Source organism: Streptomyces sp. NPDC001568 (genome assembly GCF_042893755.1).
In the GTDB taxonomy this organism is placed as follows: Bacteria; Actinomycetota; Actinomycetes; order Streptomycetales; family Streptomycetaceae; genus Streptomyces.
Genome location: NZ_JBIAVF010000007.1, coordinates 276,692 through 303,076 on the forward strand (window position 1 = coordinate 276,692; position 26,385 = coordinate 303,076).

A 26,385-nucleotide genomic window follows, 5' to 3' on the forward strand; every position below is an offset into this window, starting at 1 on the left:
TGAGCGGTCAGGGTACCTGTGACCCACGCGACAAAAGCCGGGGCGTTGAGCCGTTTGTGAACTGTCAGTCGCTGTCATTAGCCTGTTCGCATGACTAGTCAGATCACCGTCCACGACCAGGTACCGGGCAAGGAACCCGGCCCGGCGCAGGACCGGCCCGGCCTTCGCGGCCACCCGTGGCTCACGCTGTTCGCCGTGGCGATCGGCGTCATGATGGTCACCCTGGACGGCACGATCGTCGCCGTCGCCAACCCCGAGATCCAGAAGGACCTGGGCGCCAGCCTCGCCGAGGTCCAGTGGATCACCAACGGCTACCTGCTGGCCCTCGCGGTCTCCCTGATCACCGCCGGGAAGCTCGGCGACCGCTTCGGGCACCGCCAGACCTTCCTCATCGGCATCGCCGGCTTCGCCCTCTCCTCGGCGGCGATCGGCCTGTCCACCGGCGTCGGCCTCGTCATCGGCTTCCGCGTCGCGCAGGGACTCTTCGGCGCCCTGCTGATGCCCGCGGCCCTCGGCCTGCTCCGCGCCACCTTCCCCGCCGAGAAGCTGAACATGGCCATCGGCATCTGGGGCATGGTGATCGGCGCCTCGACCGCCGCCGGGCCCATCGTCGGCGGCCTGCTCGTGGAGCACGTGAGCTGGCAGTCCGTCTTCTTCATCAACGTGCCCGTCGGCATCGTCGCGCTGGTCTTCGGCCTGTTCATCCTGCTCGACCACCGGGCCGAGAAGGCGCCGCGCTCCTTCGACCTTCCCGGCATCGCGCTGCTGTCGGTCGCGATGTTCTCCCTGATCTGGGCGCTGATCAAGGCGGCCGAGTGGGGTTGGGGCGACATCAAGACCCTGCTGTTCCTCGCCCTGTCCGTGATCTGCTTCGTGCTCTTCACCGTGTGGGAGTCGAAGGTCTCCGAGCCGCTGATCCCGCTGGGCATGTTCCGCTCGCTGCCGCTGTCCGCGGGCACGGTGCTGATGATCCTGATGGCCTTCGCCTTCATGGGCGGCCTGTTCTTCGTCACCTTCTACCTCCAGAACGTGCACGGCATGAGCCCGGTCGACAGCGGCCTGCACCTGCTGCCGCTGACCGGCATGATGATCATCGGCTCGCCGTTGGCGGGCGTCGCCATCACCAAGGTCGGTCCGCGCCTGCCGCTCGTCGCCGGGATGGTCGCCACCGCCGCCGCCTGCTTCGGAATGGCGCGGCTCACGCCCGACACGGGCACCCTCACCATGTCCCTGTGGTTCGCCCTCCTCGGCCTCGGCCTCGCCCCGGTGATGGTCGGCGCCACCGAGGTCATCGTCGGCAACGCCCCGCTGGAGCTCTCCGGCGTGGCCGGCGGGCTCCAGCAGGCGGCCATGCAGGTCGGCGGCAGCCTCGGCACCGCCGTCCTCGGAGCGGTCATGGCGGCCGAGGTCGGTAACACGTTCGGGGACAAGTGGGCGCGGGCGCAGCTGCCGCCGCTCGCCCCCGGGGACCTCGAACTCGCCGAGAAGGGCGTCCAGGTCGGCCTCGCGCCCGTCCCGGAGGGCGCTCCCGAGCCGGTCGCCGAGGCCATCCGTACCGTCGCGCACGACACCTTCGTGTCCGGCATGAGCACGGCGTTCACCGTCGCCGGCGTGGTCGCGGTGCTCGCCGCGGTCGTCGCCTGCTTCACCAAGCGCGGCGCCAACGCCGAGGCGGGGGCGGGCGCGGCTCACATCTGACGGACCCCACGGGCCGTTACGGCCGGGTCAACCCCACGCGTACGACAGCCCCGCCGGACGGTTCCGGCGGGGCTGTCGCCTATCAGGGTGGACCCGCCCGCAGCCTCTTCCGCACCGGCGTCTTCGCAGGTCAGCGTGGTGGCGACGAACACCTCGGAAACGGTCCGGGGCCTGCGCGTCCACCAAGGAGCTGATCTGTCATGCGTACGTGGAGCACCGCACGCGTCACCGCACTCGCCGCCACCGTCCTGGCCGCCACCGCCTTCGTCCCCGGGACGGCCGCCCGCGCACACGCCGCCGGCCCGCCGCCGTACGCGGCCTGCGCCACGGGGCAGCTGTGCCTGTGGGCCAAACCGGACTTCAAGGGAACCAGGCAGAGCCACGAACTCAGCACCCTGGACATCAACAGCTGCACCGCCATGCCCGCCGGAACCACCGCCCAGTCCCTGGTCAACCGGACCGGCCGCCCCGTGACCACCTACCAGTCCGCCGAGTGCGCCGAGACCGGCGAGTTCCAGACCTACCCGGGCGACGGCGTCCTGCTGCCCCAGTCGCCCTACCAGGTGAGGGCGTTCAAGGTCTGGGAACGCTAGGAGCGTGCCCTCACGGCGTCACGGCGTCACCGCGGCGCCCTCCGGCGTCCGGGCCGGCGGTACGTCGCCCCCGGCAGCAGGGACGGCAGGGACGGCAGGGGCGGCAGGGGCCGCCGCCGCGCCGGGGGCGGCCTGCGCGAGCGGGCCCAGCCGGGCGACCTCGGCGCGCAGCGCCCTCACCTCGTCCCGCAGTTCGCGCACGGCCGCCAGCTGGAGCCGCTCCACCTGGTCGTCGCGCTCGAAGCGGGCGATGAACCAGGCGGCGATGTTGGCGGTCACCACACCGAGCAGGGCGATGCCCGACAGCATCAACCCCACCGCCAGCACCCGGCCGAGCCCGGTGGTGGGGGAGTGGTCGCCGTAGCCCACCGTCGTCATGGTGGTGAACGACCACCACACCGCGTCGCCCAGGTTCTTGATGTTGCCCTCGGGGGCGTCCCGCTCCACGCTCAGCACCGCCAGCGAACCGAACATCAGCAGGCCCACCACCGCGCCCGCGACGTACGTCGTCAGCTGGACCTGCGGCGCCATCCGCGCCCGCCGGCCCACCAGCATCAGCGTCGACACCAGCCGCAGCAGCCGCAGCGGCTGGATCAGCGGCAGCAGCACCGCCGCCAGGTCGAGCCAGTGCGTCCGGACGAACGCCTTCCGGGCCGGTGACAGGCCCAGGCGCACCAGGTAGTCGGCGGCGAAGGCCGCCCACACCACCCACTCGGTGACCGTGCACAGCCGCTGCACGCGGGCCTCGGCGTCCGGGACCACGATCGGAACGGCGTACGCGACGGCGAACGCCACGGCCAGGACGAGCAGCGGGGTCTGGCTCCGCCGCTCCCACAGCAGCAGGCGGGAGGTTTCCTTCATGACGGGCATCGTAGGGACCGCGGCACGCGACGGCGGCCCCCGGGGGACTCCCCGGGGGCCGCCGCCCTCACCTCACCGACCGGCCGTCAGGCGTCGCCGCCCGCCGGACCCGGGTCGGCGGCCGCCACGTCCAGGAGCTGGTAGCGGTCGATGGCCTGCTTCAGCACCGAACGGTCGATCTTGTTCTCCTTGGCCAGCTCGGTCAGCACCGAGAGGACCACCGACTCCGCGTCGATGTGGAAGAACCGCCGCGCCGCACCCCGGGTGTCCGCGAAGCCGAAGCCGTCCGCGCCCAACGAGGTGTAAGGACCCGGCACCCACCGGGAGATCTGGTCCGGGACCGCGCGCATCCAGTCCGAGACCGCCACGAACGGCCCCTCGGCACCCGACAGCTTCCGCGTCACGTACGGGACGCGCTGCTCCTCCTCCGGGTGGAGCAGGTTGTGCTCCTCCACCGCGACGGCCTCGCGGCGCAGCTCGTTCCAGGAGGTCGCCGACCAGACGTCCGCCCTCACGCCCCAGTCCGCGCCCAGGATCCGCTGCGCCTCCAGGGCCCACGGCACGGCCACGCCCGAGGCCATGATCTGCGCCCCGACCGTGCCGGAGCTGCCCTGCGACACCCGGTGGATGCCCTTGAGGATCCCGTCGACGTCCACGTCCGCCGGCTCGGCCGGGTGCTGGATCGGCTCGTTGTAGACCGTCAGGTAGTAGAAGACGTCCTCGCCGGGCTCGTTCGTCTCCGTCGGCCCGTACATGCGCCGCAGACCGTCCTTGACGATGTGCGCGATCTCGTACCCGTACGCCGGGTCGTACGCCACGCAGCCCGGGTTCGTCGACGCCAGCAGCTGGGAGTGACCGTCGGCGTGCTGGAGGCCCTCACCCGTGAGGGTGGTCCGGCCGGCGGTCGCGCCGAGCACGAAACCGCGCGCCAGCTGGTCGGCCATCTGCCAGAACTGGTCACCGGTGCGCTGGAAACCGAACATCGAGTAGAAGACGTAGACCGGGATCAGTGGCTCGCCGTGCGTCGCGTACGCGGAACCCGCGGCGATCAGCGACGCCGTGCAGCCGGCCTCCGAGATGCCGTCGTGCAGCATCTGGCCGGTCGGGGACTCCTTGTACGCCAGCAACAGCTCGCGGTCGACCGCCTCGTACTGCTGCCCCAGCGGGTTGTAGATCTTGGCGCTCGGGAAGAAGGCGTCCATGCCGAAGGTGCGGTACTCGTCCGGCGCGATCAGCACGAAGCGCTTGCCGATCTCCTTGTCCCGCATGAGGTCCTTCAGGATGCGGACGAAGGCCATCGTCGTGGCGATCGACTGCTGCCCGGAGCCCTTCTTGGCCGCCGCGTAGGTCTTCTCGTCCGGCAGCTGGAGCGGCTTCGCGCGCACCACGCGCGTCGGCACGTAGCCGCCGTGCGCGCTGCGCTGGTCGTGCATGTACTGGATCTCCGGCGAGTTGCGGCCCGGGTGGTAGTACGGCGGGGCGCCGCCCTCCAGCTGCTTGTCGGTGACCGGGATGTGCAGCCGGTCGCGGAAGCGCTTGAGGTCGTCGACCGTCAGCTTCTTCATCTGGTGGGTGGCGTTGCGGCCCTCGAAGTTCGGGCCGAGCGTCCAGCCCTTGACCGTCTGCGCCAGGATCACCGTCGGCTGGCCCTTGTGGGCCTTGGCCGCCGCGTAGGCCGCGTAGACCTTCTTGTGGTCGTGACCACCGCGGCCCAGGTGCTGGATCTGCTGGTCGCTCATGTTCTCGACCATCGCGCGCAGCCGCTGGTCACCGCCGAAGAAGTGCTCCCGGATGTACGCGCCGGACTCCGTCGCGTACGTCTGGAACTGCCCGTCCGGCGTCGAGTTCATCTTGTTGACCAGGATGCCGTCGCGGTCCTGGGCGAGCAGCGGGTCCCAGGAGCGGTCCCAGATCAGCTTGATGACGTTCCAGCCGGCGCCGCGGAAGATCGACTCCAGCTCCTGGATGATCTTCCCGTTGCCGCGCACCGGACCGTCGAGGCGCTGGAGGTTGCAGTTGACGACGAACGTCAGGTTGTCCAGGCCCTCGCGGGCGGCGATGGACAGCTGGCCCAACGACTCCGGCTCGTCCATCTCGCCGTCGCCCAGGTAAGCCCACACGTGGGACTTGGAGGTGTCCGCGATCCCGCGCGCCTGCATGTACCGGTTCATCCGCGCCTGGTAGATCGCGCCGAGCGGACCGAGGCCCATCGAGACGGTCGGGAACTCCCAGAAGTCCGGCATCAGCCGCGGGTGCGGGTAGCTGGAAAGCCCGTACGGGGCCTTCGACTTCTCCTGCCGGAACGCGTCGAGCTGCTGCTCGGAGAGCCGGTCCAGGAGGTAGGCGCGGGCGTAGATGCCCGGGGAGGCGTGACCCTGGAAGAAGATCTGGTCGCCGCCGTCCCCCTCGTCCTTGCCCCGGAAGAAGTGGTTGAAGCCCACGTCGTAGAGGGAGGCCGAGGAGGCGAAGGTGGCGATGTGCCCGCCGACGCCGATACCGGGACGCTGCGCACGGGAGACCATGACGGCCGCGTTCCACCGGGTGGCGTTGAGGACCTTGCGCTCGATCTCCTCGTTGCCGGGGAAGAACGGCTCGTCCTTGGTGGCGATGGTGTTGACGTAGTCCGAGCTGCGCATCTCCGGCACGGCCACGCGCTTCTCGCGCGCCCGCTCGATCAGCCGCAGCATCAGGTAACGGGCGCGTTCACGGCCCCGCTCGTCGACTGCGGCGTCCAGGGAGTCGAGCCACTCCTGCGTCTCCTCCGGATCGAAGTCCGGGACCTGACTCGGCAGGCCGCCAATGATGATCGGATTGCGATCGGATGCGGAAGCCACGCTGTTCCTTCGCTGTCGGGGGAGTCGTGCCTTGGGTCGCCGCCTCCCATGGTCTTACGCTCGACCGAAATCTTCACCTCTACCCCTGGGTAACACCTGGAGCGGCGAAGGAGCGGACAAGCGGGCAGGTCCACCTCGCAACCTTACGCCCAGGTCGATCATCGGGTTCGTAAGGTCGTTCGTCCCTCAAACAGGTAGGAAAGTCCTCCTGTGGTGCCGAATGAGCTGGAATGGTGTGGGATGAATCACCAGGGGCGTATGAGGGAAGCCTGAAAGTTGCGGCGAGACGGCCGCAATCGTCACCGTTTCGACGGTCTCGGCGGCCGGGTACTTGCGCGATCCGCCGCGCCCGTGTGGACTACGCCCAATGCTGCGCGTACGCGCGCCGCCGAAAGACATTCACCGAACATGAGCAGGAGGCACACCGTGAGCGCGACCGCGGACCACGCGGAGAGCCCGGTCACTCGACTTGGCTTCCAGTCCGAACAGGTGGTCCAGGAGATCGGCTACGACGACGACGTCGATCAGGATTTCCGTGACGCCGTTGAGAAGCACGTCAGCGAACTCGTCGATGAGGATTACGACGACGAGGTCGACGCCGTGATCCTCTGGTTCCGGGAAGAGGACGGTGACCTGACGGATGCGCTGGTCGATGCCATCGAACTGGTCGATGAGAACTCCGTCGTCCTGCTGCTGACCCCCAAGACGGGCCGTGACGGCTTCGTGCAGGCCAGCGACATCAGCGAGGCCGTCGAGACCGCCGGCCTGTCCCAGGCGAAGCCCGTGAAGGTGGGCGACGACTGGACCGCCGTCAAGCTGACGACCCCGAAGGCCGCCGCCAAGAAGCGCTGAGCCGAACCCCCGCAGACGAGCGGACCCGCCCCGCCGACCCGGATCACCCCGAGGTCGGCGGGGCGCGGTCGTTTTCGGGGTCGCACGCGCCCGCCCGGACGGGCCGGTCACCCCATAGGCTGGCCCCCTGGGCCGACGGGCTCACCCGAACGGTCCAAAGCGCACGTGCGGGAATGCAGGAATGCAGAAACGAAGGGATGCGAGAGATGGCCATCGAGGTCGGCGACAAGGCTCCGGACTTCGAGCTCAAGGACAACCACGGCGCCACCGTGCGGCTCTCCGATTTCCGGGGGGAGAAGGCCGTGGTGCTGCTCTTCTACCCGTTCGCCTTCACCGGTGTCTGCACCGGCGAACTGTGCGAGCTGCGTGACCGGCTGCCCCGCTTCCAGAACGACGAGGTCCAGCTCCTCGCCGTCTCCAACGACTCGGTCCCGACCCTGCGGGTCTTCGGCGAGCAGGAGAACCTCGACTACCCCCTGCTGTCCGACTTCTGGCCGCACGGGGAGACATCCCGCGCCTACGGGGTCTTCGACGAGGACAAGGGCTGTGCCGTCCGAGGCACCTTCATCATCGACAAGGACGGCGTCGTGCGCTGGACCGTCGTCAACGGACTGCCCGACGCCCGTGACCTGAACGAGTACATCGAGGCCCTCGACAGCCTCTGAGGGCTTCGGGCAGATTCCGTACCAAAACCGTGTACGAACGGGAACCCGTCACTAGGATCAGAACGTTGATCCGGTAGCAACCGCACGACGGGGCCCCGCCCCAGACACATACCCAATGGAGGACCCGTGGGAGTCAGCCTCAGCAAGGGCGGCAACGTCTCGCTGACCAAGGCCGCGCCTAACCTGACGGCGGTCATCGTCGGTCTGGGCTGGGACGCTCGCACCACCACCGGTGTCGACTTCGACCTCGACGCCAGCGCGATCCTGACCAACGACCAGGGCAAGGTCGCCAGCGACTCGAACTTCGTGTTCTTCAACAACCTGAAGAGCCCGGACGGCTCGGTCGAGCACACCGGTGACAACACCACCGGTGAGGGCGAGGGCGACGACGAGGCCATCAAGGTCAACCTCGCCGGCGTCCCCGCCGATGTCGCCAAGATCGTCTTCCCCGTCTCGATCTACGAGGCCGAGGGTCGCCAGCAGAGCTTCGGCCAGGTCCGCAACGCGTACATCCGCGTCGTGAACCAGGCCGACAACACCGAGCTCGCCCGCTACGACCTCTCCGAGGACGCCTCGACCGAGACCGCCATGGTCTTCGGCGAGCTGTACCGCAACGGCGCGGAGTGGAAGTTCCGTGCCATCGGCCAGGGTTACGCCTCGGGCCTGCGCGGCATCGCGCAGGACTTCGGCGTCAACGTCTGAGCCAACAGCAGTCAGTCAGTCCGGCGCCGTGCACTGTGTGTACGGCGCCGGACCGGCTTTGCCACCACATCACGTCGTCCGGGGAGGACCACATCATGGGCGTCACACTCGCCAAGGGGGGCAACGTATCCCTGTCCAAGGCCGCACCGAACCTGACCCGGGTTCTGGTGGGACTGGGATGGGACGCGCGCTCGACCACGGGGGCCGACTTCGACCTCGATGCCAGCGCGCTGCTGTGCAACAGCGGCCGGGTGCTCGGAGACGCGTACTTCATCTTCTACAACAACCTCAAGAGCCCCGAGGGCTCCGTCGAGCACACCGGTGACAACCTCACGGGCGAGGGCGAGGGCGACGACGAGTCGATCATCATCGACCTCACCAAGGTCCCGGCCAACGTGGACAAGATCGTCTTCCCGGTGTCGATCCACGACGCGGACGCCCGCCGGCAGAGCTTCGGCCAGATCAGCAACGCGTTCATCCGCGTCGTCAACATGGCGGACGACCAGGAGTTGGCCCGCTACGACCTGACCGAGGACGCCTCCTCCGAGACCGCGATGATCTTCGGCGAGGTCTACCGGTACGGCGGCGAATGGAAGTTCAGGGCCGTAGGGCAGGGGTACGCGTCGGGCCTGCGGGGCATCGCTCTAGACTTCGGGGTCAACGTTTCGTAAAGCCGTACAAGACGATGGGGTGCCAGTGGTTCTCAAAACCTTCGGCTGGTCGTTCGCAATCACTGCGCTCGGCCTGGTCGCAGCGGTGTTCTACGGGGGGTGGCAGGCCTTCGGAATCGTGGCGATCCTGTCGATCATGGAGATCTCGCTGTCCTTCGACAACGCGGTGGTCAACGCCGGAATCCTGAAGAAGATGAATGCCTTCTGGCAGAAGATCTTCCTCACGATCGGCATCCTGATCGCCGTGTTCGGCATGCGCCTGGTCTTCCCCGTCGTCATCGTCGCGATCAGTGCCAAGATCGGGCCGATCGAGGCGGTCGACCTCGCACTGTCCGACAAGGACCAGTATCAGCAGCTCGTCACGGACGCACACCCGTCCATCGCCGCCTTCGGCGGCATGTTCCTCCTGATGATCTTCCTCGACTTCATCTTCGAGGACCGGGACATCAAGTGGCTCGCCTGGCTGGAGCGTCCGCTCGCCAAGCTCGGCAAGATCGACATGCTGTCCGCGTGCATCGCGCTGATCATCCTCGCGGTCACCGCGATGACCTTCGCCACCAACGCCCACCAGCACGGTGGCGCGCACGTCGACAAGGCGCAGACCGTCCTGATCTCCGGAGTCCTCGGTCTGATCACCTACATGATCGTGGGCGGTCTCTCGGGCTACTTCGAGAACAAGTTGGAGGAGGAGGAGGAAGCCGAGCACGAGGCCGAGGAAGAGGCCAAGCGGACCGGCAAGCCCGTCTCGGCCGTGGCCATGGCCGGCAAGGCCGCCTTCTTCATGTTCCTCTACCTCGAAGTCCTCGACGCGTCCTTCTCCTTCGACGGGGTCATCGGCGCCTTCGCCATCACCAACGACATCGTGCTGATGGCCCTCGGCCTCGGCGTCGGTGCCATGTACGTCCGTTCGCTGACGGTCTACCTGGTCCGCCAGGGAACCCTCGACGACTACGTCTACCTGGAGCACGGCGCCCACTACGCCATCGGCGCGCTGGCCGTGATCCTGCTCATCACCATCCAGTACGAGATCAACGAGTTCATCACCGGCCTCGTCGGCGTCGTGCTCATCGGATGGTCGTTCTGGTCCTCCGTGCGCCGCAACAAGCGCCTGGAACTCCAGGAGGGTGCCGCCGCCGAGGCATGACCCCGGTGACAATGCGGAACGCTCCAGTTGCGGGGCGGCCGGTCGGGTCCACGGACCCGGCGGGCCGCCCCGCTTCCGTACGTACGAGGGGTTCGTACGCGTGACGAAGCAGGGGGGCAGGGACCATGGGGTTCTTCGACGGGATCAGGGGCGCGCGTGCCATGGGGTTCGACTCGGGGCACGCCTCGTCGAACGCCATCGAACTGACGAAACGACATCCGACGGTGTCGCTCACCAAGCAGCAGGCGGTCCACGGGAACCTGCGCGTCAACCTCTCCTGGCGGATGCGGACCTCCGACTTCGGCGGCCGCACCGGACAGAGCGGGCAGCTGCTGCGGCACCCGTTCAAGCTGTTCAAGCCCGACATGGTGCAGGCCCACACCCAGGGCATGGTCAACGTCGACCTCGACATGGGCTGCCTGTACGAGCTGACCGACGGCACGCGCGGCGCCGTGCAGCCGCTGGGGAACCTCCTCGGCGACCTCAACGACCCGCCGTACGTGAAGCTCAGCGGCGACGACCGGTTCGGCTCGGCCTCGGGGGAGACGCTCTACATCAACCTCGACCATGCCGAGGACATCAAGCGGCTGCTGGTCTTCGTCTACATCTACGACCAGACCCCGGCCTTCGACCGGACGCACGCCCTGGTCACCCTGTATCCGGTCACCGGGCCGAGGATCGAGATACCGCTGGAGGAACGGCAGCCGCAGGCCCGCTCCTGCGCCGTCCTGTCCCTGGAGAACGTCAAGGGCGAGCTGATCGTGCGCCGCGAGGTGAAGTTCGTCTACGGGTTCCAGGCCGAGCTGGACCGCCTGTACGGGTGGGGGCTCCAGTGGGGGCGGGGCTACAAGAGCGCCAAGAGCTGACGGCCCGCCCCGGGCGGGACGCCGCCCCGCGCCCCGCCCGCCGAACCCGCCCGCCGCGTGAGCGGGGTCGGGGTCGGGGTCGGGCGGGTCGGGCGGGCGCGGGCGTCAGCGGCGGATGAACTGGGGCCCCTGCACCGGCAGCCGGAACGAGGGGTCGCCGCCCGGGGACGGCACCGGGACCGGGGACACCGGCTGCGGGTACCCGTACGCGGGCTGCACCGCGGGCGGGGCCTGCGTGGGCGGCGCCGGGACCGGCGGGCGCATGGCGGCCGTCTGTTCCGCCGTGGGCCCGGTACCCGGCCCGGAGGCCGCGGCGGACTCCTCGGAGCCCCCCTCGGCGGCGTTCTCGTCCACGGAGATCCCGTGGTCGGTCGCCAGCCCCACCAGCCCGTCGGAGTAGCCCTCACCGAGCGCGCGGAACTTCCAGCCGTCGCCCCTGCGGTACAGCTCGCCACAGATCAGCGCGGTCTCGGCGCCCGTCTCCGGCCGCACGTCGAAGTGCGCGAGCGGTTCGGGGCGACCGCCGGGGGTGGCGTCGTAGAGCAGGATCCGCAGGTCGTGGACCTTCTCGAAGGGGACGTCCTCGGCCGAGGCGACCACCAGGATCCGGCCCACCGAGGGGGGTACGGCGCGCAGGTCCGCCTGTACGGCGTCCGTGACCCCGTCACCGAGCTGCTTCTTCCCCAGTCGCCACACGGCCCCCGAGGGGTGCCTGGGCTGGTTGTAGAACACGAAGTCCTCGTCCGAGCGCACGCGCCCGTCCGCGCCCACGAGCAGCGCCGAGGCGTCCACGTCCGGCACCTCGGGCCCCGTGGACCAGCGCAGCACCGCCCGGACCGCCACGGCGGCCACCGGGATGTTCGAGCCCTTCTGCATCGCGTGCGTCATGCCCGTCATCCTGCCCTCCCGGGCCCGACCGGGACAATGCGGCCCCCCGCTGGGCCTTGTACCGAACGTGCGAGCTGGGCATGGTGCAAGAGGGTTACCTGAACTTCATGTGCTTGAGGAACTCTTGACTCATATTCGTACGTACTATTACCGGCCACGCCAGTTGGGCCGCCGAGGCAGTACGGGGGAAGCACATGCGTCACTTCGGGCACATTTCGCCCAGCGTCCGAAAGGAGCTCTTCCACCAGGAGCCCACGGAATTCACCCTCGCGTCCCCCGCCCGTACGCTTGCCGCCGCGCTCGGAGCCACCCTCTACAGCCCCGCCACCCGCCCGAACCTGGCTGCCGACATTCGCAAGCAGGCCGGACTCGGAGTCGTCTCGATGGTCCTCTGCCTGGAGGATTCCATCAGTGACGCCGACGTCGTCGACGGCGAGGAGAACCTCGTCCGACAGTTCGCGGCCCTCGACGCGGAGGGCCCGGACGCGGCGGAACTGCCGCTGTTGTTCATTCGCATCCGTACGCCCGAACAGATCTCCGACCTCGTGCGTCGGCTCGGCGGATCGGTGCGGAACCTGGCCGGATTCGTGCTTCCCAAATTCACCGAGAGCCGTGGTATTGCCTTCCTCGACGCCGTCATCGAGGCACAGGCCTTCGCCGGACTGCCCCGGCTGTATGCCATGCCGGTGCTGGAATCCCCGGAGCTCCTCCACCTCGAAACCCGGGTCGAGGCCCTCGCGGGCATCTCGCGCACCGTCAACCGCTACCGCGAGCACGTCCTGGCCCTGCGCCTCGGCGTGACCGACTTCTGCTCCGCGTACGGCCTGCGCCGCACCCCGGACATGACCGCCTACGACGTCCAGATCGTGGCCGGCGTGATCGCCGACGTGGTCAACGTCCTCAGCCGCGCCGACGGGACCGGGTTCACCGTCACCGGACCGGTCTGGGAGTACTTCCGCAGCCAGCAGCGCCTCTTCAAACCGCAGCTGCGCCGCAGCCCCTTCCTGGAGGAGGGAGTGGAGGAGCTGCGCACCGCGCTGATCGAGCACGACCTGGACGGACTCCTGCGCGAGATCGAACTCGACCGGGCCAACGGGCTGACGGGCAAGACCTGCATCCACCCGGCGCACGTCACCCCCGTGCACGCCCTGTCGGTGGTCTCGCACGAGGAGTTCAGCGACGCCCAGGACATCCTGCGCCCCGAGCGCGGCGGCGGCGGAGTGCTGAGATCGTCCTATACGAACAAGATGAACGAAGTGAAGCCCCACCGGGCCTGGGCCGAGCGCACCATGCAGCGCGCCGAGGCCTTCGGTGTGGCGAGGGAGGAGGTCGGCTTCGTCGACCTCCTCACGGCCGGTCTCCAGGTGTGAGCGGACCGGTGACGACGGAGCTTTCCACGACAGAGCCTCCTGGGACGGAGCTTCCTGGGACGGAGCCTCCCACTGCGGAGCTTCCTACGGAGAAGGGCAAGACGATCGACGAGGTGTGGACGGGATCCTGGGTCGCGGACCGGCTGGGCGTTGCCCTGGAAGCCGGCGGAGACCCGGCGCAGCCACCGTTGGACGAGCTGCTCGGGCTCGCCCTGCGGCGCAACCCCAAGCGCGCCCACCTACTGGTGTCGCAGGTGCTCGGCAAGCACGTCCCGCAGTCCCCGGCGGTCGTCCACGCCGCCGGGTACGGCCTCGGCGAACGGGTGCGCGAGCTGCTCGGCGCCGAGGCGGCCGCCGCGGCGGTGGTCCTCGGGTACGCCGAGACCGCGACCGGCCTCGGCCACTGCGTCGCCGACGGCCTGGGCACCGCCCCCTACCTGCACTCCACCCGGCGACCCGTACCGGGCGTCGAACCCGCCGGCGGCTTCGAGGAGGCGCACTCGCACGCCACCTCCCACCTGCTGCTCCCCGAGGACCCGCTGCTGCTCGCCGGCAACGGGCCGCTCGTCCTCGTCGACGACGAGTTCTCCACCGGCAACACGGTCCTGAACACCATCCGCGACCTGCACGCCCGCCACCCCCGACCGCACTACGTGGTCGTCGCCCTCGTGGACATGCGCTCGGCCGCGGACCGCGACCGGCTGACCGACTTCGCCGCCGAGATCGGCGCCCGCGTCGACCTGATCTCCCTGGCCGCCGGCACGGTCTCCCTCCCGGAGGGAGTCCTGGGCAAGGGGCAGGCGCTGGTCGAGCGGTACGAGAGTGCGGGGGAGGACGGGGCGGGCGCCACCGGTGCCGCCGCGGGCTCCGGTGCGTCGGCCGGTGCGTCGGCCGGTGCCGCCGCCGGCTCCGGTGCCTTCGTCGCTCCCGTCGAGCGGGTCGCGCTCGACTGGCCCGCCGGCGTCCCCGACGGGGGTCGGCACGGCTTCACCCCCGCGCACCGCGCCGCCCTGGAGGCGGCCCTGCCCGGGCTCGCCCGCCGGCTCGCCGACGCGCTGGGCGCGGAACCCGGGCGGGTCCTCGTACTCGGCAACGAGGAGCTGATGTACGCGCCGCTGCGGCTCGCGCTGGCCCTGGAACGCTCCGGGGCGGCGGCCGAGGTGCGGTTCTCCACCACGACCCGCTCGCCCGTGCTGGCCGTCGACGACCCCGGCTACGCCATCCGCACCCGGCTGGTCTTCCCCGCCCACGACGCCCCGGCCGACGGGCCCGGCGACCGCTACGCCTACAACGTCGCCCGCACGGACGGGACCGGCTTCGACGCCGTCGTCGCCGTCGTCGACTCGGCCGGGGACACCCCCGAGCTGCGCACGGGACTGCTCGCCGCCCTCGCCCCGCACACGGGCCGGGTCCTGCTGGCCGTCGTACCGTCGTACGTACCGTCGTCCCACGCATCCGACCGGCGGGAGCCGAGCATGACCGAGCCGACCCTGCCCGAACCGCTGCGCGGCCCCGCCTTCTCCTCGTACGCCGCGCAGGACGTCGGCTGGCTGCTCCAGGACCTCTCCGGCGTCGAGCTGGAGGCCCCGACCGAGGAGCGGGAGGAGGCCATCCAGGCGGGCGGCGCGCACTACGCAGAGTCCCTGCCGGTCGAGTACCAGCCCACCGACGCCTACCAGGAGCTCTACCGCAGCGCCCTGGCCGGCTCCGCGACCCGGATAGCCCGGGCGGTCGGGACCGTCACCGAGACCGTGCTCGCCGAACGCTCGCCCTCCCCGGTACTCGTCTCCCTGGCCCGCGCGGGCACCCCCGTCGGCGTGCTGATGCGCCGCTGGGCGCAGGCCCGGCACGGCCTGGACCTGCCGCACTACGCCGTCTCCATCGTGCGCGGACGCGGCATCGACACCAACGCGCTGCGCTGGCTGGCCGCGCACCACGACCCCGCCGACATCGTCTTCGTGGACGGCTGGACCGGCAAGGGAGCCATCACCCGCGAGCTGAAGGACGCCCTCGCCGCGTTCCCGGGCTTCGACCCGGAGATCGTCGTCCTCGCCGACCCCGGCTCGTGCGTCCGTACGTACGGCACCCGCGAGGACTTCCTGATCCCCTCGGCCTGCCTGAACTCCACCGTCTCCGGACTGGTCTCGCGTACGGTGCTGAGGTCCGACCTGGTCGGGCCCGCCGACTTCCACGGCGCGAAGTTCTACCGCGAACTCGCCGGAGCCGATGTCTCCGTCGGCTTCGTCGACGCCGTCGCGGCCCGCTTCGACGCCGTCGCCGACGCCGTCGACGACGAGGTCAAGGAGCTGCTCGCGGCCGACCGCACCCCCACCTGGGTGGGCTGGGCGGCAGTCGAGCGGATCAGCGAGGAGTACGGCATCCACGACGTGAACCTGGTCAAGCCCGGCGTCGGCGAGACCACGCGGGTGCTGCTGCGCCGCGTCCCGTGGAAGATCCTCGCCCAGCGCGGAGCCGGAGCCGACCTGGACCACGTACGTCTGCTCGCCGAGCAGCGCGGGGTTCCGGTCGAGGAAGTCGACGGACTGCCCTACACGTGTGTAGGACTCATCCACCCCCGATTCACGCGCGGCGCCACGGGCGCCGACGGAAAGGCCGTGTCCGCCAAGTGACTGTCCTCGTAGCCAGTGACCTCGACCGCACGCTCATCTACTCGGCGGCCGCCCTCGGCCTGACCATGCCCGACCCGGTGGCCCCCCGGCTGCTGTGCGTCGAGGTGCACGAGAGCAAGCCGCTGTCGTTCATGACGGAGACGGCCGCCGCCCTGCTGGCGGAGCTGACCGAGAACCCCGCCGCGGTCTTCGTCCCCACGACGACCCGGACCCGCAAGCAGTACCAGCGCATCCGCTTCCCCGGCCGCCCGGCCCCGTACGCGATCTGCGCCAACGGCGGGCAGCTGCTCGTGGACGGCGTTCCCGACCGGGACTGGCGGCGGGCGGTGGCCGGACGCCTCGCGCAGGAGTGCGCCCCCCTGGAGGAGGTCCACCAGCACCTCCTCGCGGTGTCGGACCCGGCCTGGCTGCGCAAGGCGCGGATCGCCGAGGACCTGTTCGCGTACCTGGTCGTCGAGCGGGCGCTGGTCCCCGAGGAATGGCTGAAGTCCCTCGCCGCATGGGCGGAGGCGCGCGGCTGGGGGGTCTCCCTCCAGGGCCGCAAGATCTACGCCGTTCCGCGGCCCCTCACCAAGAGCGCCGCGATGGCCGAGGTGGCCCGCCGCACGGGTGCGACCACGACGCTCGCCGCGGGCGACTCCCTCCTGGACGCCGACCTGCTGCTCGCGGCGGACCGCGGCTGGCGGCCGGGACACGGCGAGTTGGCCGACGCGCAGTGGACGGCGCCGTCGGTGACCGCACTGACGACGGCCGGTGTGCTGGCAGGTGAGGAAATCATCCGCGCGTTCGGCGGGACGGTTGCGACACTGACCGCATGACCAAGGGCAACAGCACCAAGATCACTGACGAGCTCTACCAGTACGTCCTGGCGCACAACCCCCCGCTGGACGACGTCCAGCGGGGGCTCGTCGCCACGACCTACGAGAAGTTCCCGCAGTCGGCGGGCATGCAGTCGGCGCAGGAACAAGGGCCGCTGCTGGCCTTCCTCGTCCGGCTCACGGGCGCCCGGCACATCGTGGAGGTGGGCACCTTCACGGGCTTCTCGGCCCTGTCGATGGCCCAGGCGCTGCCGGCAGACGGCCGCCTCATCGCCTGCGACGTGTCGGAGGAGTGGACGGCGTACGGCCGCGAGGCCTGGGAGGCGGCGGGCGTCGCCGACCGCATCGACCTGCGCATCGCGCCCGCGCTCGACACGCTCCGCGCGATGCCGGCGCAGGAGCACATCGACCTGGCGTACGTGGACGCCGACAAGCAGAGCCAGATCCTCTACTGGGAGGAACTCGTACCGCGGCTCCGCCCGGGCGGCCTGATCGTCACGGACAACACCCTGTTCCACGGGACCGTCCTCGACGGGTCCCCGGAGAGCCGGGGCGCGAGCGTGCACGCGTTCAACGAGCACGTCGCGGCCGACTCCCGGATGGAATCCGTCCTGCTGGCGATCTCGGACGGGCTGACGCTGTCGCGCAAGCGGTAGCCGTGGAGAGGTGGGCGGCGGGGCGGTAGGGGGTGGGGCGGGGGAGGCTTCGGGGAGGCTGAGGCGGGCCTAGCCGCAGGCGCCGCCGCCGCAGCAACCGCCCCCGCCGCCGCCACCCATCGCGGGGGCGGGAGCGGCGGAGCCGCCGCTGCCGCCGACCGCGACGGCGGAGAGCAGCTTGACGGTGTCGGCGTGACCGGCGGGGCAGTCGGCGGGAGCGGACGACTCGGCCATGGGACGGCTGACCTCGAAGGTGTCGTCGCAGGTCCGGCAGCGGTACTCGTAACGGGGCATGCACACCAGGCTATGCGGCCGGACGGCATCCCGGTATCCCCGAACCCCGGACACACCGAACCCCGGACACACCGGAGCCCCCGCATCGGGTCAACGGCAACCCTCGCAGCCGCCTACCGGTCCGGACCCCTGCGACCCGCCGCCCGCGCCTCGCGCGCGGCCTGTTCGGGGTGGCGGGCGCGCCAGTACGGATTGTCGTGCGGCAGGGCGCTGCCGACCCGCCCGTACATGCCGAACCACATCAGCATCACGCCGACGACGAAGCTGAACAGCACGTTCGGGATCTTGAAGGCCAGGAAGTTCAGCCCGGTGTCGAGCAACGCGAGGTTCACGAACCCGCTCGCGATGAACAGCAGGCCCAGCACGATGTTCAGGGTCGAGGCGACGTTGCCGCCCGCCACCATCCCGCCGAACAGCAACAGCCCGACCAGGATCGACAGCACGCTGAGCGCGCCGTTCGTGTTGAGGCCGGCGACCGTGTCGCCGCCGGTGTCGAAGAACCCGATCCGGTCGATCAGCCCCAGAACCCCGAACACCACCAGCAGCAGACCGGTCAACCCCGCACCCACCCGGTACACCTTGCTCAGCTTGTGGTCGACCGGAAGGTGCTCGTTCAGCCGTGCTCCCACCGGCCGGGGAATGCGCGGCGCCGCGTGCGAAACCATCACGGCCTCCTCTGCCTCGGGCCGCCCGTCCCTCCAGGATCCGCCGACCGGGGGTGGGGGACAACCGGGAGGGGCGGGGTCGGACCGACCGGGGGCGTACGTTCCGACGTCCGTGTCCGTTCGCGTTGGCTGCCGGGCCTGCCGGGCCTGCCGGGTTGACCGTTGCGGCGTCCGCGTCCGTGTTGCCCGTTCGGATCGGCCCCGGCCGTGCGTTCCTGCCGCTGGGCTCGCCTCCCCTGCCGCTGCGCTCGGGTCACGTTTCCGATCAGGCGTGTCCGCGTTCCGCCCGGATCTCGTTCACGACCCGGTTCACGGAGGCCCGTACGTCCTCCATCTCCTGGAGGAACGCCCAGTAGTCCGGGTGCCGCCCCTCCAGGCCCGCGAGGGCCCGCTCGACCCGCGCCACCGACTCGTCCAGCGGCCGGGCGTGCCGGGGATCGGGCACGCTGCGGCCCGCCATCGCCAGGCGCTGCGCGTCCCGGATCGCGAACCGCGTCCGCTGCACCTCCGCCTGCGGGTCCCGCGCCACCGCCTCCAGCCGGTCCAGCCGGTCCTGCGCCGCCGACACCGCCTCGTCCGTGGCGTCCAGGGAACCCCGAACCGCCTCGATGGCCGCCCCTACGTCCGCCCACCGCTGCTCGTCCCGCGCCCGGGCGGCCTCCGCCAGCCGGTCCTCGGCCCGCGCGACGTCCCGTACCGCCTCGTCAGGGACCTGCTGGAGGTCCTGCCAGCACGCCGCGCTGAACCGCCGCCTCAGCTCGCTGAGCACCGGATCCACCCGGTCCGCCCGGTTCCGCAGCGCCTGGGCCCGCGTCCGCAGGCTGACCAGCCGCCGGTCGATCTCCGCCGCGCGCTCCGGGAGCCGCTCGGCCTCGGCACGTACCCCCTCCGCGTCCCGCAGGATCCGGTCGGCCCGCTGCACGGTCTCCTGCACCCCGTGCTGCGCCGCCCCCTGGTTCAGCTTCGTCAGCTCCGGGCCCAGCGCCGCCAGTCGCGCCGCCAGGTCATCGGCCCGCATGCCCTTGGCGCGCACCGCGTCCAGCGCGTCACTCGCCGCGAGCAGCGCCGCCCTGGCCCGCTCGCGCGCCGGCGCCACCCGGGCCAGCTGCGTCTCCGCCTTGTCCAGCAGCGGTTGCAGCCCCTGCGCGAACCGCTCCAGTTCCTTTTGGACCCGCACCAGCTCGTCCCGGGCCCGCGTCAGCTGCTCCCGCGCCTGCGCGGCGACGGACCCCTCCAGATCGACCCGGTCCAGGTCGTGCGCGTCCACCGCCTCGATGTACACCTGGCTCACCTGGTCGATGCGCACACCCAGCGCGGCGAACCCGTCGGTCGCCTGCCGGGCCGCCGGCGACCCGTCCGCCGCGGCGATGGTCTCGATGGAGATCCGCAGATCCCGCTGCGCCGTGTCCAGCTCGTAGAACGCGGCCGCCGCGGCATCCTTCGCCGCCTGCGCGTCCGCCCGTCGACTCTCGTCCCGCCCGCCGAACCACCGCCGGGATGCCGTCGTCACAATCCCTCTCCCGTGCCCCGTCCGCCATGCCCCGGTCCATTCTCCCCCACCGGAACGGGTTTGCGTGGGGGGTGCGCCGTCCATGTAGGCTGTCCACTCATCCACGGGTGCGTAGCTCAGGGGTAGAGCGCTGCTCTTACAAAGCAGATGTCGGCGGTTCGAAACCGTCCGCGCCCACCAGCAAAAAGGCCCCTCGCCGATCATGGCGGGGGGCCTTTTGCATCCACATCTGACATCAACGGGAGCGGTCAGGGACGGCCGGGGCGCTGCCTCAACAGCCGGTCCATGTGCCCGATGGCCTCGCGCTGAGTGTCCTGGACGACGTGCGCGTACACGTTCATGGTGACGGCGATCTGCGAGTGCCCGAGGATCTCCATCACGACCCGGGGCGGCACGCCGGCGGCGGTCAACAAGGTGGCCGTCCCATGCCGCGCGTCGTGCAGCCGAATCACCCGAAGACCGGCGTCCTTGGCCACGCGGGTGAAGGACCGATAGACGTTCCGCGGCTCGATGGGCCGTCCGGTTCGGGTGGTGAACACGTATCCGGTCTCCTGCCAGGCGTCGCCGGCCTTGGCCCGCATCTCCGCCTGCTTCATCCGTTGCCAGCGCAGGGGAGCGACGCAGATTCCGGGCAGGGGGAGAGTCTGCCGGCGCCGCTTGCCCTTGGGGTCGTCCTCGTAGGCTTCGCCCCCGACGCGTTGCCGCTGGGTCCGGACCCGGATCTCGCGCTTGTCCAGGTCCACGTTCTCCCATCGCAGACCGACGATCTCACCACGCCGGAAACCGAGTGCGATCGCCAGCACGAAGGCGGCGAACAGCGGGTCCTTGCGGCCGGCGGCAAGGAAGTCCAACGTCTCCTGGAGGCTCCAGGGGGAGAGGTCCCGGGCTTCAACCTTCGGCGGCTCGACCAGCGTTGCGACGTTCCGGGTGACCAGCTCTTCACGGACAGCCGCGGCGAGAGCGGTCCGCAGGACGCGGTGGGACTCCTTCGCGGTCGCGGCGCTGGTCGTCTTCTGGAGCTGGACCAGGACCCGCCGGACGTCCCCCACGCCTAGGAACTCCACTCGCTTCGAGCCCAGAAGCGGCACCAGGTAAAGGAGCACGTGAACCTCGTACTCGGCCCCCAAGTCCGCAGACATGACGGCCGCCAACTCCTCACGGCGTGACGCGGGACGAAGCGGTAGCCCTGGTTGTACTCCGTCATGGACGGCAGCATCACCGACGAGTCCGCCATCAGCCGCTCAAAGACATGCCTCCGGCGGGGGTGCTCAGGCTCCGGGATGACCGGGCCACCGTGCGGCTGCGGGCCGGGTTGTGGCGGGGAGGTGCCATCCAGTCTGCCGTAGACCCAGGCAAGCCATAGCAGACCAGGATTCTGGGGCCCAGGTGGAGCGCCCTGCTGGACGAACCAACGACCTGGGCCCCAGAGGCCTGCCCCATTATCGCTCCGTGTGGTTGACGGAAGACGGGATGGCAAGGGGTCGACCACCTTATGCATTCGCTATTCTATTGGCCAGCTGTTCAACGCTCTCCAAGCAACGGGCCAAGCTCGGCGACGATTCAGCTGCAATTCGAGGTCGCCAAAGTCGCATACCGAAGTCCCGAATGTCAGACGCATAAGTTGGCCCAACGGATGCACCACTTCCCTGCCGGGGGACGATCCCTTCCCTGACATCTCTTCTTCGTGACTTCCTTGCCAGGTTTATGATCTCTTGCTTCGGATCGCGCAGTGTGTCTGGGTTGCGAGGGATCTTACTTACTGCGACACCAAGAAAATCTGCTATGGCTTCACGGTCGGCGAGTAGCCACGATTCAAGCTCTGCAATCGCCACCCTGAAAGTCATTAGCTCTGCAGGTGAGGGGAGCCACTCGCGTACCTTGGCGACGACACAGGCGTCCACTGAGTCCATGTCCACCAACACAAACCAAGGCATGAACTTGGCCGCCTGATTATAGGCCGGGAGTTTTTTAAGAAGTGATGATTTGCCGCTCTTTCCTTGGGTCATCCCAACGGACAGGCCAAACTCGCGGAGGATGGCGCGGACGGCTCCCTCGTCTGAGATGCCCTCTACAGCGATGGTCACCTTGCTCACTGATCACCCCACGAAGAAGCTAAGTTGCCCAGCCTCTTCCGGGGCTGTGAACTCCTTTAGGATATCCCCAAGGGGGACGCCGGAGTCGCGCATCAGATTAACCTGTCCATCGTCAGACAGGAGTGAAACTGCCGTCCCTTCGGACTCGGGTACCAGAATTAGGACCTCATCTGAGCCAATTCCCGAGTCGTTTAGGATTTCCGGCGAATGGCTGCTCACCAGGATCTGTCTCGAAGTTTTCCTCTGAACCCTGGCGAACATTTGCGGGATATTTCGGACGACCTCTGGATGGAGTGAAAGTTCAGGCTCCTCCAGGAGCAGGGGGCCTCTGGAGTCTGCTACTGCCCAGAGGAGCCCGAGCAGCCGAAGGGTCCCGTCGGAGAAGTGGTCCTCCGTCTGCCATGCACCGTTGGGGCGCCAATGTTGATACTTGCCCTTCAGGTGGGGGACGCCGCGGATGTCTGACTCCAGCTCCAGTTTCTGCAGTTGCGGCACTGCCACCTTTAGTGCGTCGACGATCTTGCGAAGACGAGCGTCTCGCGTGGCTTTCGGGGTGCGGGCGATCTGTTCCAGGAAATCGCCCCCAAACGGATCGTTCTTCTTGCCGACTGATCTGTCGGGCTCTCGTACGAGTTGGGGAACGATGTGCATGTAGCTCAAACTCGCGAAGAACTCAGAGACGACCCGAAATTTCCGGTTGACGTTCACCTGCTCTAGGTGTGTTTGGCGGAGGCGCTCTGCATCGCTACGATCCCCGGAGTCTGGCCTGCGAAGGATGTCCTTACCCCTGTATTGAACCACCTCTGATTCAATAACGGGACGTCTATTATTGTCCTGCTTGAATTTAAGCTCATAGCTCCACTCGTTCGGAATGACGTCATTCCCTAGTGTTACTTTGAGTGAAATGGATGGATAGCGTCGAGCTGCAAAGGAGCGAATCATGCTCACTCCGCCGCGTTTGGCTACAGCGGCTTCAAAGCCGCCGCCCACCGAAACGATCTCGGACAGAAACCGGAAGCAGTCGAGAAAGTTTGATTTTCCGGCTGCGTTGGGTCCTACAAGGAACATTCGCTGACGTAGGCCTACGGAGAAGCTGGTGAAATTTCGCCAGTTTGCCACCTGGAGACTCGTGAAACGCATGCTTCGGCGCTCCAACGGCTCATGCTCATCGTCGTAATCCACCTGACTCACGAATCCATCCTGGCTTGTTCAAGGCTCTCGTCACTGCAATACGGATGATAGCGCTCCAGGATGTGGTTCGGCTGAAAACGCTAGTTTTCTGGGTAAGTGCCCTCTGAGGGCAACGGTCGGATGCCCTGAGTCGGCGTGCCCCCGGGCTGAGTGCGGAACGGGTGCCGGCCACATACGGAACGAGGGATGCGGCGTAGACATCATCTGGCCCCTTGAGGACCTAAGACTCCCTACGCAAGGTACCTCCGGGTCCGTGTGACCGTAGTGCTCCCGTCCGTGCTGCTGCGCCTGGCAGGTCGCTGCGGTCGGCGGGACCGTTCCGGGGGCAGATCGTCGCTGAAATTAGGAGGTGGTGGCACGCTGACTCAGCCCAGGTGTGGGGCGCCGACGACCAAGAATCTTCTCCGTGCGAGGCCTGCGATCATGAACAGCTCTCGATGCCAGGACCATCAGGGCAAATGGTCGAAGTGTGAGGTGGAGCGACGTAGGGAAAGGCGGCTGAGGCCAGATGCGCGAGCTCCGGAAGAAGAAGTGGGGCGGCAGTCGACTAGCGGCTGACATCCGCAACTGACATCAATGGTGGCGCATGCCAGTAGCTCTAGCCGGTCGCGTAGATGCTTTGCGGGCCGGACACGGCCGTCGCTGCGCCCGTCCTGGGCGAGCTCACAAAGCAGATGTCGGTGGTTCGAAACCGTCTGCGCCCACCAGTGGAAGCCCCCAACCAATCATGGTGGGTCGACAGTTCCGAAGCGGGTTCGGGCAAAGTCCGGCCGTCCGGTGGAGAGCACGCCGCCGATTGAGGCGCGGGGGTTTTCGGCCGCGTGGGCGGGTTTCCGGCCGTTCGGGGGAGATGCGGGCGCCTTCGGTGGGTGCCTGGTGCGCGGGGGCATTCCTTGACGGAATGGAAGGGAGATCTCGTGCCGCTCTATCTGTCGCGGTTCAGCTACACGCCGGAGACCTGGGCGCGGCTGACCGGCCATCCCGAGGACCGGTCGGAGGCCGCTCGGTCGTACATCGAGTCCGTCGGCGGGAAGCTCCACGGCTTCTGGTACGCCTTCGGCACGCACGACGGCTACAACCTCTGGGAGGCACCGGACAACGTGTCCATGGCGGCCGTCGCCCTGGCGATCAGTGGTGGCGGGGCGCTCAGCTCGTTCGAGACGACGGTTCTGCTCACCGTCGACGAGACGTTGGACGCCCTGCGCACGGTCGAAAGGGTCCGGTACCGGGCGCCCGGCGCCTAGGCGGGGGGCTTGAGGTGGGCGCGGGGGCCCTTGGTGATGGCTCCCGGCGGGCTAGTGGAAGAGGGGGAGCGGGATTCGGGAGCAGGGTGCCGGCGTCGCGTACCGGATGCGGGCGTCGGTCTACGCGGCGCGGGGGTTCGCTCGGGGGAGGAGCGGCTCGTGGTGGTGCCAGAAGAGGTGGCGGTTTCCGTGCAGCAGACCGGCCGAGCCCCATTCGACCCTCATCACGCCCTGCTCCATCGAGCAGGCGTACGCCACGACGGTCAGGCGCAGGTCCGGGGGGAGGAGTGCCACGTCCGGGTGCAGGTTCTCCTCGTCGAGTCCTTCGATGCCGAGGTCGAGCGTCAGTTGGGTCGGCTTCGGGCCGTGGCGTCGGATCAGGTCGGCCCGGAGGCCGTACGCCTTGCGGAGCTGGGCCTCGGTGACCGGGAGGTCCCTCTTCGCGTAGCGGATGGGCAGGATCGCGTTGCCGCCGATGGCCATCAGCGTCCGGCCTTGCAGCCGTACGGGAGTCGCTCCGTCGAGGGGTGCCAGGCCGGCGGCGAGGGTCTCGTACTGCGCCGCGTGGAGGCCGTGACCGTACGCTTCCTGCATGCGTGTACCCACCTGTTCGTGGGCGAGACGGGCCCGCGCGTGGGCTTCCACGAGGCAGGTCGGGATGGTTTCGGCCAGCCGGTCCGCCGCGCCGCCGAACGTTCTCCTGGCCCAGAGTGACACCGAAGCCTGCATGCGTCGCCCTCCCCCTGCGTTGGCGGAACGCCGAGCCACGTCCTTCCCAAGGTGTGGGCGCCGGGCGGGGAGCGCAAGGGGGGTACGGGTGCACGGGCCGCGCACGGGTGCGAAGGCCGGCCTGCGCGCAGGACGTGACGGTGGATGAGGAGGCCCCCCGTCGGTCACGGCGGGGGGCTCGGGGTCAGGCGTTGGGGCGCTTGCCGTGGTTGGCCTTCTTCTTCTTGCGGGCGCGGCGCTTGTTTCCTCGCTTGGCCATGGAGCGTCTCCCTCATTACCGACAATTCGGGCGATCGCCAGTCTAGGTTCGGGGCGGGCGGCCCGCATCAGGGGCGGGTGGGTTTCCCGCGCCCGGTGACGGGGATCCCCGGATGGGGGTGAGGGACGTGACCGGTGTGGGGGAGTGGCTCTGGGCGATCGGGGCGGGGGTGCTGGTGGTCGCCGGGCCGGTGGTGTTCGGGTGGTTGGGCGCCGACCGGTTCGAGCGGAGGCGGGACGAGGAGCGGGCGCGGCTGCTCGCGTCCCTGGAAGTCGTAGCGGGGGCCGGTGGGCCGAGCGCGGGTGAGTCGCGGGCGGGTGGGTCGAGGGCGGGTGATCCACGGTTCCTGGACGCCGGGGCGAGCCGGCGGGGTCATGCCGAACTGGGCGACCGACGCGACGACTTCACGCCGATCCTCGTCGAGTACTACGCCTACGGACTGACCCAGGCCCGCAGCAGCTTCGCGACCAGCCAGTTGTTCTCGGCGATCGGGGCGGCCGTGCTGCTCTTCGGTGTCGGACTGGCGGTCTGGAAGGCGGAGAGCTCGGGGGACGCGTACGTAGGAGTGGTCACGAGCTCGGTCGGCGTGGTCGTCACCCTGATCGGGCAGCTGTTCCACCGGCGGGCCGACATCGCCCTGCGGCACATGGCCGCGCAAACGGCCTCCCTCCGTGAGGACCGGCGGGCCGCCGAGAGCACGCAGCAGGCGATCGGATTGCTGGAGGAGGTCGCCGATCCGGGGCTGAGGGCGCGACTCCAGGCCGGATTGATCATGAAATTGTCCGGGGCCGAGCTGCCGCGGTAGCGCCATGATGGAGGTATGTGCCGCTCCATTAAGACCCTGCGCCCGCCCGCCATCCCCGAGAAGGCCACCGAGGAGGAGATTCGCGCGGCCGCGCTCCAGTACGTACGGAAGGTGTCCGGGTTCCGGGCGCCCGCCGCGCACAACCGGGAGGTTTTCGACGCCGCCGTGGACGCCGTCGCGGAGGCGACGAGAGTGCTGCTCGACGGGGTGCACGTACGGGGGCGGGCCGCCGCCGAGGCGTGACCGCCACGGTCTGACCGCCCGGCGCTGTCCGCCTGGCGCTGTCCGGCCTTGGCCGGGCGGGTTCCCCGCGTCGGCCGCAAGGCCGGAATCGCACCTCGGGCCGG

The 26,385-nt window shown here is 69.3% G+C and carries 26 protein-coding genes and 1 tRNA gene; 16 read left to right on the top strand and 11 right to left on the bottom strand.

Annotated elements, in window-relative coordinates; translation table 11 throughout:
• The first annotated feature begins 90 nt into the window (after nt 1-90).
• Complete coding sequence (locus ACFY0I_RS15550) at nt 91-1,698, top strand: MFS transporter (protein ID WP_388895033.1); 1,608 nt, start codon at nt 91-93, stop codon at nt 1,696-1,698.
• A gap of 200 nt (nt 1,699-1,898) precedes the next feature.
• Entirely contained in the window at nt 1,899-2,291 is a 393-nt protein-coding gene (locus tag ACFY0I_RS15555) for a peptidase inhibitor family I36 protein (RefSeq protein ID WP_388895035.1), read from the top strand.
• Nucleotides 2,292-2,309: 18 nt separating this feature from the next.
• On the opposite strand, the gene ACFY0I_RS15560 is transcribed toward ACFY0I_RS15555, so the two are convergent.
• Nucleotides 2,310-3,152, bottom strand: coding sequence for a potassium channel family protein (locus ACFY0I_RS15560; RefSeq protein WP_388895038.1), 843 nt, complete (start codon nt 3,150-3,152; stop codon nt 2,310-2,312).
• 86 nt (nt 3,153-3,238) lie between these two features.
• Nucleotides 3,239-5,986, bottom strand: a complete 2,748-nt coding sequence (gene aceE, locus ACFY0I_RS15565; protein WP_388895041.1) for a pyruvate dehydrogenase (acetyl-transferring), homodimeric type — start codon at nt 5,984-5,986, stop codon at nt 3,239-3,241.
• Between the two features lie 426 nt (nt 5,987-6,412).
• On the opposite strand from aceE, the gene ACFY0I_RS15570 reads away from it, so the two are divergent.
• From ACFY0I_RS15570 to ACFY0I_RS15595, 6 genes are all read left to right on the top strand, one after another.
• Nucleotides 6,413-6,838, top strand: coding sequence for a DUF3052 domain-containing protein (locus ACFY0I_RS15570; protein ID WP_281206266.1), 426 nt, complete (start codon nt 6,413-6,415; stop codon nt 6,836-6,838).
• 206 nt (nt 6,839-7,044) lie between these two features.
• Nucleotides 7,045-7,503 carry a peroxiredoxin gene (locus ACFY0I_RS15575; RefSeq protein WP_281206265.1) on the top strand — a complete coding sequence of 153 codons (459 nt, stop codon included), beginning with the start codon at nt 7,045-7,047 and terminating at the stop codon, nt 7,501-7,503.
• A gap of 126 nt (nt 7,504-7,629) precedes the next feature.
• Complete coding sequence (locus ACFY0I_RS15580) at nt 7,630-8,205, top strand: TerD family protein (RefSeq protein ID WP_281206264.1); 576 nt, start codon at nt 7,630-7,632, stop codon at nt 8,203-8,205.
• Between the two features lie 95 nt (nt 8,206-8,300).
• A complete protein-coding gene (locus tag ACFY0I_RS15585) occupies nt 8,301-8,876 on the top strand; it encodes a TerD family protein (protein WP_362878215.1) in 576 nt (191 codons plus the stop codon).
• Between the two features lie 25 nt (nt 8,877-8,901).
• Nucleotides 8,902-10,020: a DUF475 domain-containing protein gene (locus ACFY0I_RS15590; RefSeq protein ID WP_388895045.1), complete on the top strand. Its 1,119-nt coding sequence runs from the start codon at nt 8,902-8,904 to the stop codon at nt 10,018-10,020.
• A gap of 125 nt (nt 10,021-10,145) precedes the next feature.
• Nucleotides 10,146-10,886, top strand: coding sequence for a Tellurium resistance (locus tag ACFY0I_RS15595; RefSeq protein WP_388895048.1), 741 nt, complete (start codon nt 10,146-10,148; stop codon nt 10,884-10,886).
• A gap of 105 nt (nt 10,887-10,991) precedes the next feature.
• Here the strand turns inward: ACFY0I_RS15595 and ACFY0I_RS15600 are convergent, their stop codons facing one another.
• The gene (locus tag ACFY0I_RS15600; RefSeq protein WP_388895050.1) at nt 10,992-11,774 is read right to left on the bottom strand and encodes a TerD family protein; all 783 of its coding nucleotides are present in this window, start codon (nt 11,772-11,774) and stop codon (nt 10,992-10,994) included.
• Nucleotides 11,775-11,968: 194 nt separating this feature from the next.
• Here ACFY0I_RS15600 and ACFY0I_RS15605 point away from each other — a divergent pair, with 194 nt between their 5' ends.
• From ACFY0I_RS15605 to ACFY0I_RS15620, 4 genes are all read left to right on the top strand, one after another.
• Nucleotides 11,969-13,144, top strand: coding sequence for an HpcH/HpaI aldolase/citrate lyase family protein (locus tag ACFY0I_RS15605; RefSeq protein WP_388895053.1), 1,176 nt, complete (start codon nt 11,969-11,971; stop codon nt 13,142-13,144).
• Nucleotides 13,145-13,248: 104 nt separating this feature from the next.
• Nucleotides 13,249-15,774: a phosphoribosyltransferase gene (locus ACFY0I_RS15610; protein ID WP_388895341.1), complete on the top strand. Its 2,526-nt coding sequence runs from the start codon at nt 13,249-13,251 to the stop codon at nt 15,772-15,774.
• On the top strand, nt 15,771-16,592 hold the full coding sequence (locus tag ACFY0I_RS15615) for an HAD family hydrolase (protein WP_388895055.1): 822 nt from the start codon (nt 15,771-15,773) through the stop codon (nt 16,590-16,592). The genes ACFY0I_RS15610 and ACFY0I_RS15615 overlap by 4 nt, the downstream gene beginning before the upstream one ends.
• Nucleotides 16,589-17,248 carry an O-methyltransferase gene (locus ACFY0I_RS15620; RefSeq protein ID WP_388895058.1) on the top strand — a complete coding sequence of 220 codons (660 nt, stop codon included), beginning with the start codon at nt 16,589-16,591 and terminating at the stop codon, nt 17,246-17,248. The genes ACFY0I_RS15615 and ACFY0I_RS15620 overlap by 4 nt, the downstream gene beginning before the upstream one ends.
• 69 nt (nt 17,249-17,317) lie before the next feature.
• Here the strand turns inward: ACFY0I_RS15620 and ACFY0I_RS15625 are convergent, their stop codons facing one another.
• The 3 genes from ACFY0I_RS15625 to ACFY0I_RS15635 form a co-directional block, all read right to left on the bottom strand.
• A complete protein-coding gene (locus ACFY0I_RS15625; RefSeq protein ID WP_388895061.1) occupies nt 17,318-17,542 on the bottom strand; it encodes a zinc ribbon domain-containing protein in 225 nt (74 codons plus the stop codon).
• Nucleotides 17,543-17,655: 113 nt separating this feature from the next.
• Complete coding sequence (locus ACFY0I_RS15630) at nt 17,656-18,207, bottom strand: DUF4383 domain-containing protein (protein WP_388895063.1); 552 nt, start codon at nt 18,205-18,207, stop codon at nt 17,656-17,658.
• A 265-nt stretch (nt 18,208-18,472) separates the two neighbouring features.
• Nucleotides 18,473-19,717, bottom strand: coding sequence for a hypothetical protein (locus tag ACFY0I_RS15635; protein ID WP_388895066.1), 1,245 nt, complete (start codon nt 19,715-19,717; stop codon nt 18,473-18,475).
• A 105-nt stretch (nt 19,718-19,822) separates the two neighbouring features.
• Here ACFY0I_RS15635 and ACFY0I_RS15640 point away from each other — a divergent pair.
• A tRNA-Val gene (locus ACFY0I_RS15640) sits at nt 19,823-19,897 on the top strand.
• A 68-nt stretch (nt 19,898-19,965) separates the two neighbouring features.
• On the opposite strand, the gene ACFY0I_RS15645 is transcribed toward ACFY0I_RS15640, so the two are convergent.
• From ACFY0I_RS15645 to ACFY0I_RS15655, 3 genes are all read right to left on the bottom strand, one after another.
• A complete protein-coding gene (locus ACFY0I_RS15645; protein WP_388895069.1) occupies nt 19,966-20,856 on the bottom strand; it encodes a tyrosine-type recombinase/integrase in 891 nt (296 codons plus the stop codon).
• Between the two features lie 351 nt (nt 20,857-21,207).
• A complete protein-coding gene (locus tag ACFY0I_RS15650) occupies nt 21,208-21,810 on the bottom strand; it encodes a hypothetical protein (RefSeq protein ID WP_388895072.1) in 603 nt (200 codons plus the stop codon).
• A 3-nt stretch (nt 21,811-21,813) separates the two neighbouring features.
• A complete protein-coding gene (locus tag ACFY0I_RS15655) occupies nt 21,814-23,001 on the bottom strand; it encodes an AAA family ATPase (protein WP_388895075.1) in 1,188 nt (395 codons plus the stop codon).
• 917 nt (nt 23,002-23,918) lie between these two features.
• Here ACFY0I_RS15655 and ACFY0I_RS15660 point away from each other — a divergent pair.
• Nucleotides 23,919-24,245, top strand: a complete 327-nt coding sequence (locus ACFY0I_RS15660; RefSeq protein WP_388895078.1) for a GYD domain-containing protein — start codon at nt 23,919-23,921, stop codon at nt 24,243-24,245.
• Between the two features lie 120 nt (nt 24,246-24,365).
• Here ACFY0I_RS15660 and ACFY0I_RS15665 read toward each other — a convergent pair whose 3' ends face one another.
• Together ACFY0I_RS15665 and ACFY0I_RS15670 are read right to left on the bottom strand one after the other, a co-directional pair.
• Nucleotides 24,366-24,839, bottom strand: coding sequence for a hypothetical protein (locus ACFY0I_RS15665; RefSeq protein ID WP_388895081.1), 474 nt, complete (start codon nt 24,837-24,839; stop codon nt 24,366-24,368).
• Nucleotides 24,840-25,158: 319 nt separating this feature from the next.
• On the bottom strand, nt 25,159-25,233 hold the full coding sequence (locus tag ACFY0I_RS15670; protein WP_100661309.1) for a 50S ribosomal protein bL37: 75 nt from the start codon (nt 25,231-25,233) through the stop codon (nt 25,159-25,161).
• Between the two features lie 127 nt (nt 25,234-25,360).
• Between ACFY0I_RS15670 and ACFY0I_RS15675 the strand changes: the two genes are divergently transcribed.
• Together ACFY0I_RS15675 and ACFY0I_RS15680 are read left to right on the top strand one after the other, a co-directional pair.
• Nucleotides 25,361-26,038 (top strand): hypothetical protein, encoded by a 678-nt coding sequence (locus ACFY0I_RS15675; protein ID WP_388895084.1) that lies wholly within the window; start codon nt 25,361-25,363, stop codon nt 26,036-26,038.
• 15 nt (nt 26,039-26,053) lie between these two features.
• On the top strand, nt 26,054-26,281 hold the full coding sequence (locus ACFY0I_RS15680; RefSeq protein ID WP_388895087.1) for a DUF2277 domain-containing protein: 228 nt from the start codon (nt 26,054-26,056) through the stop codon (nt 26,279-26,281).
• The last annotated feature ends 104 nt before the right edge of the window (nt 26,282-26,385 follow it).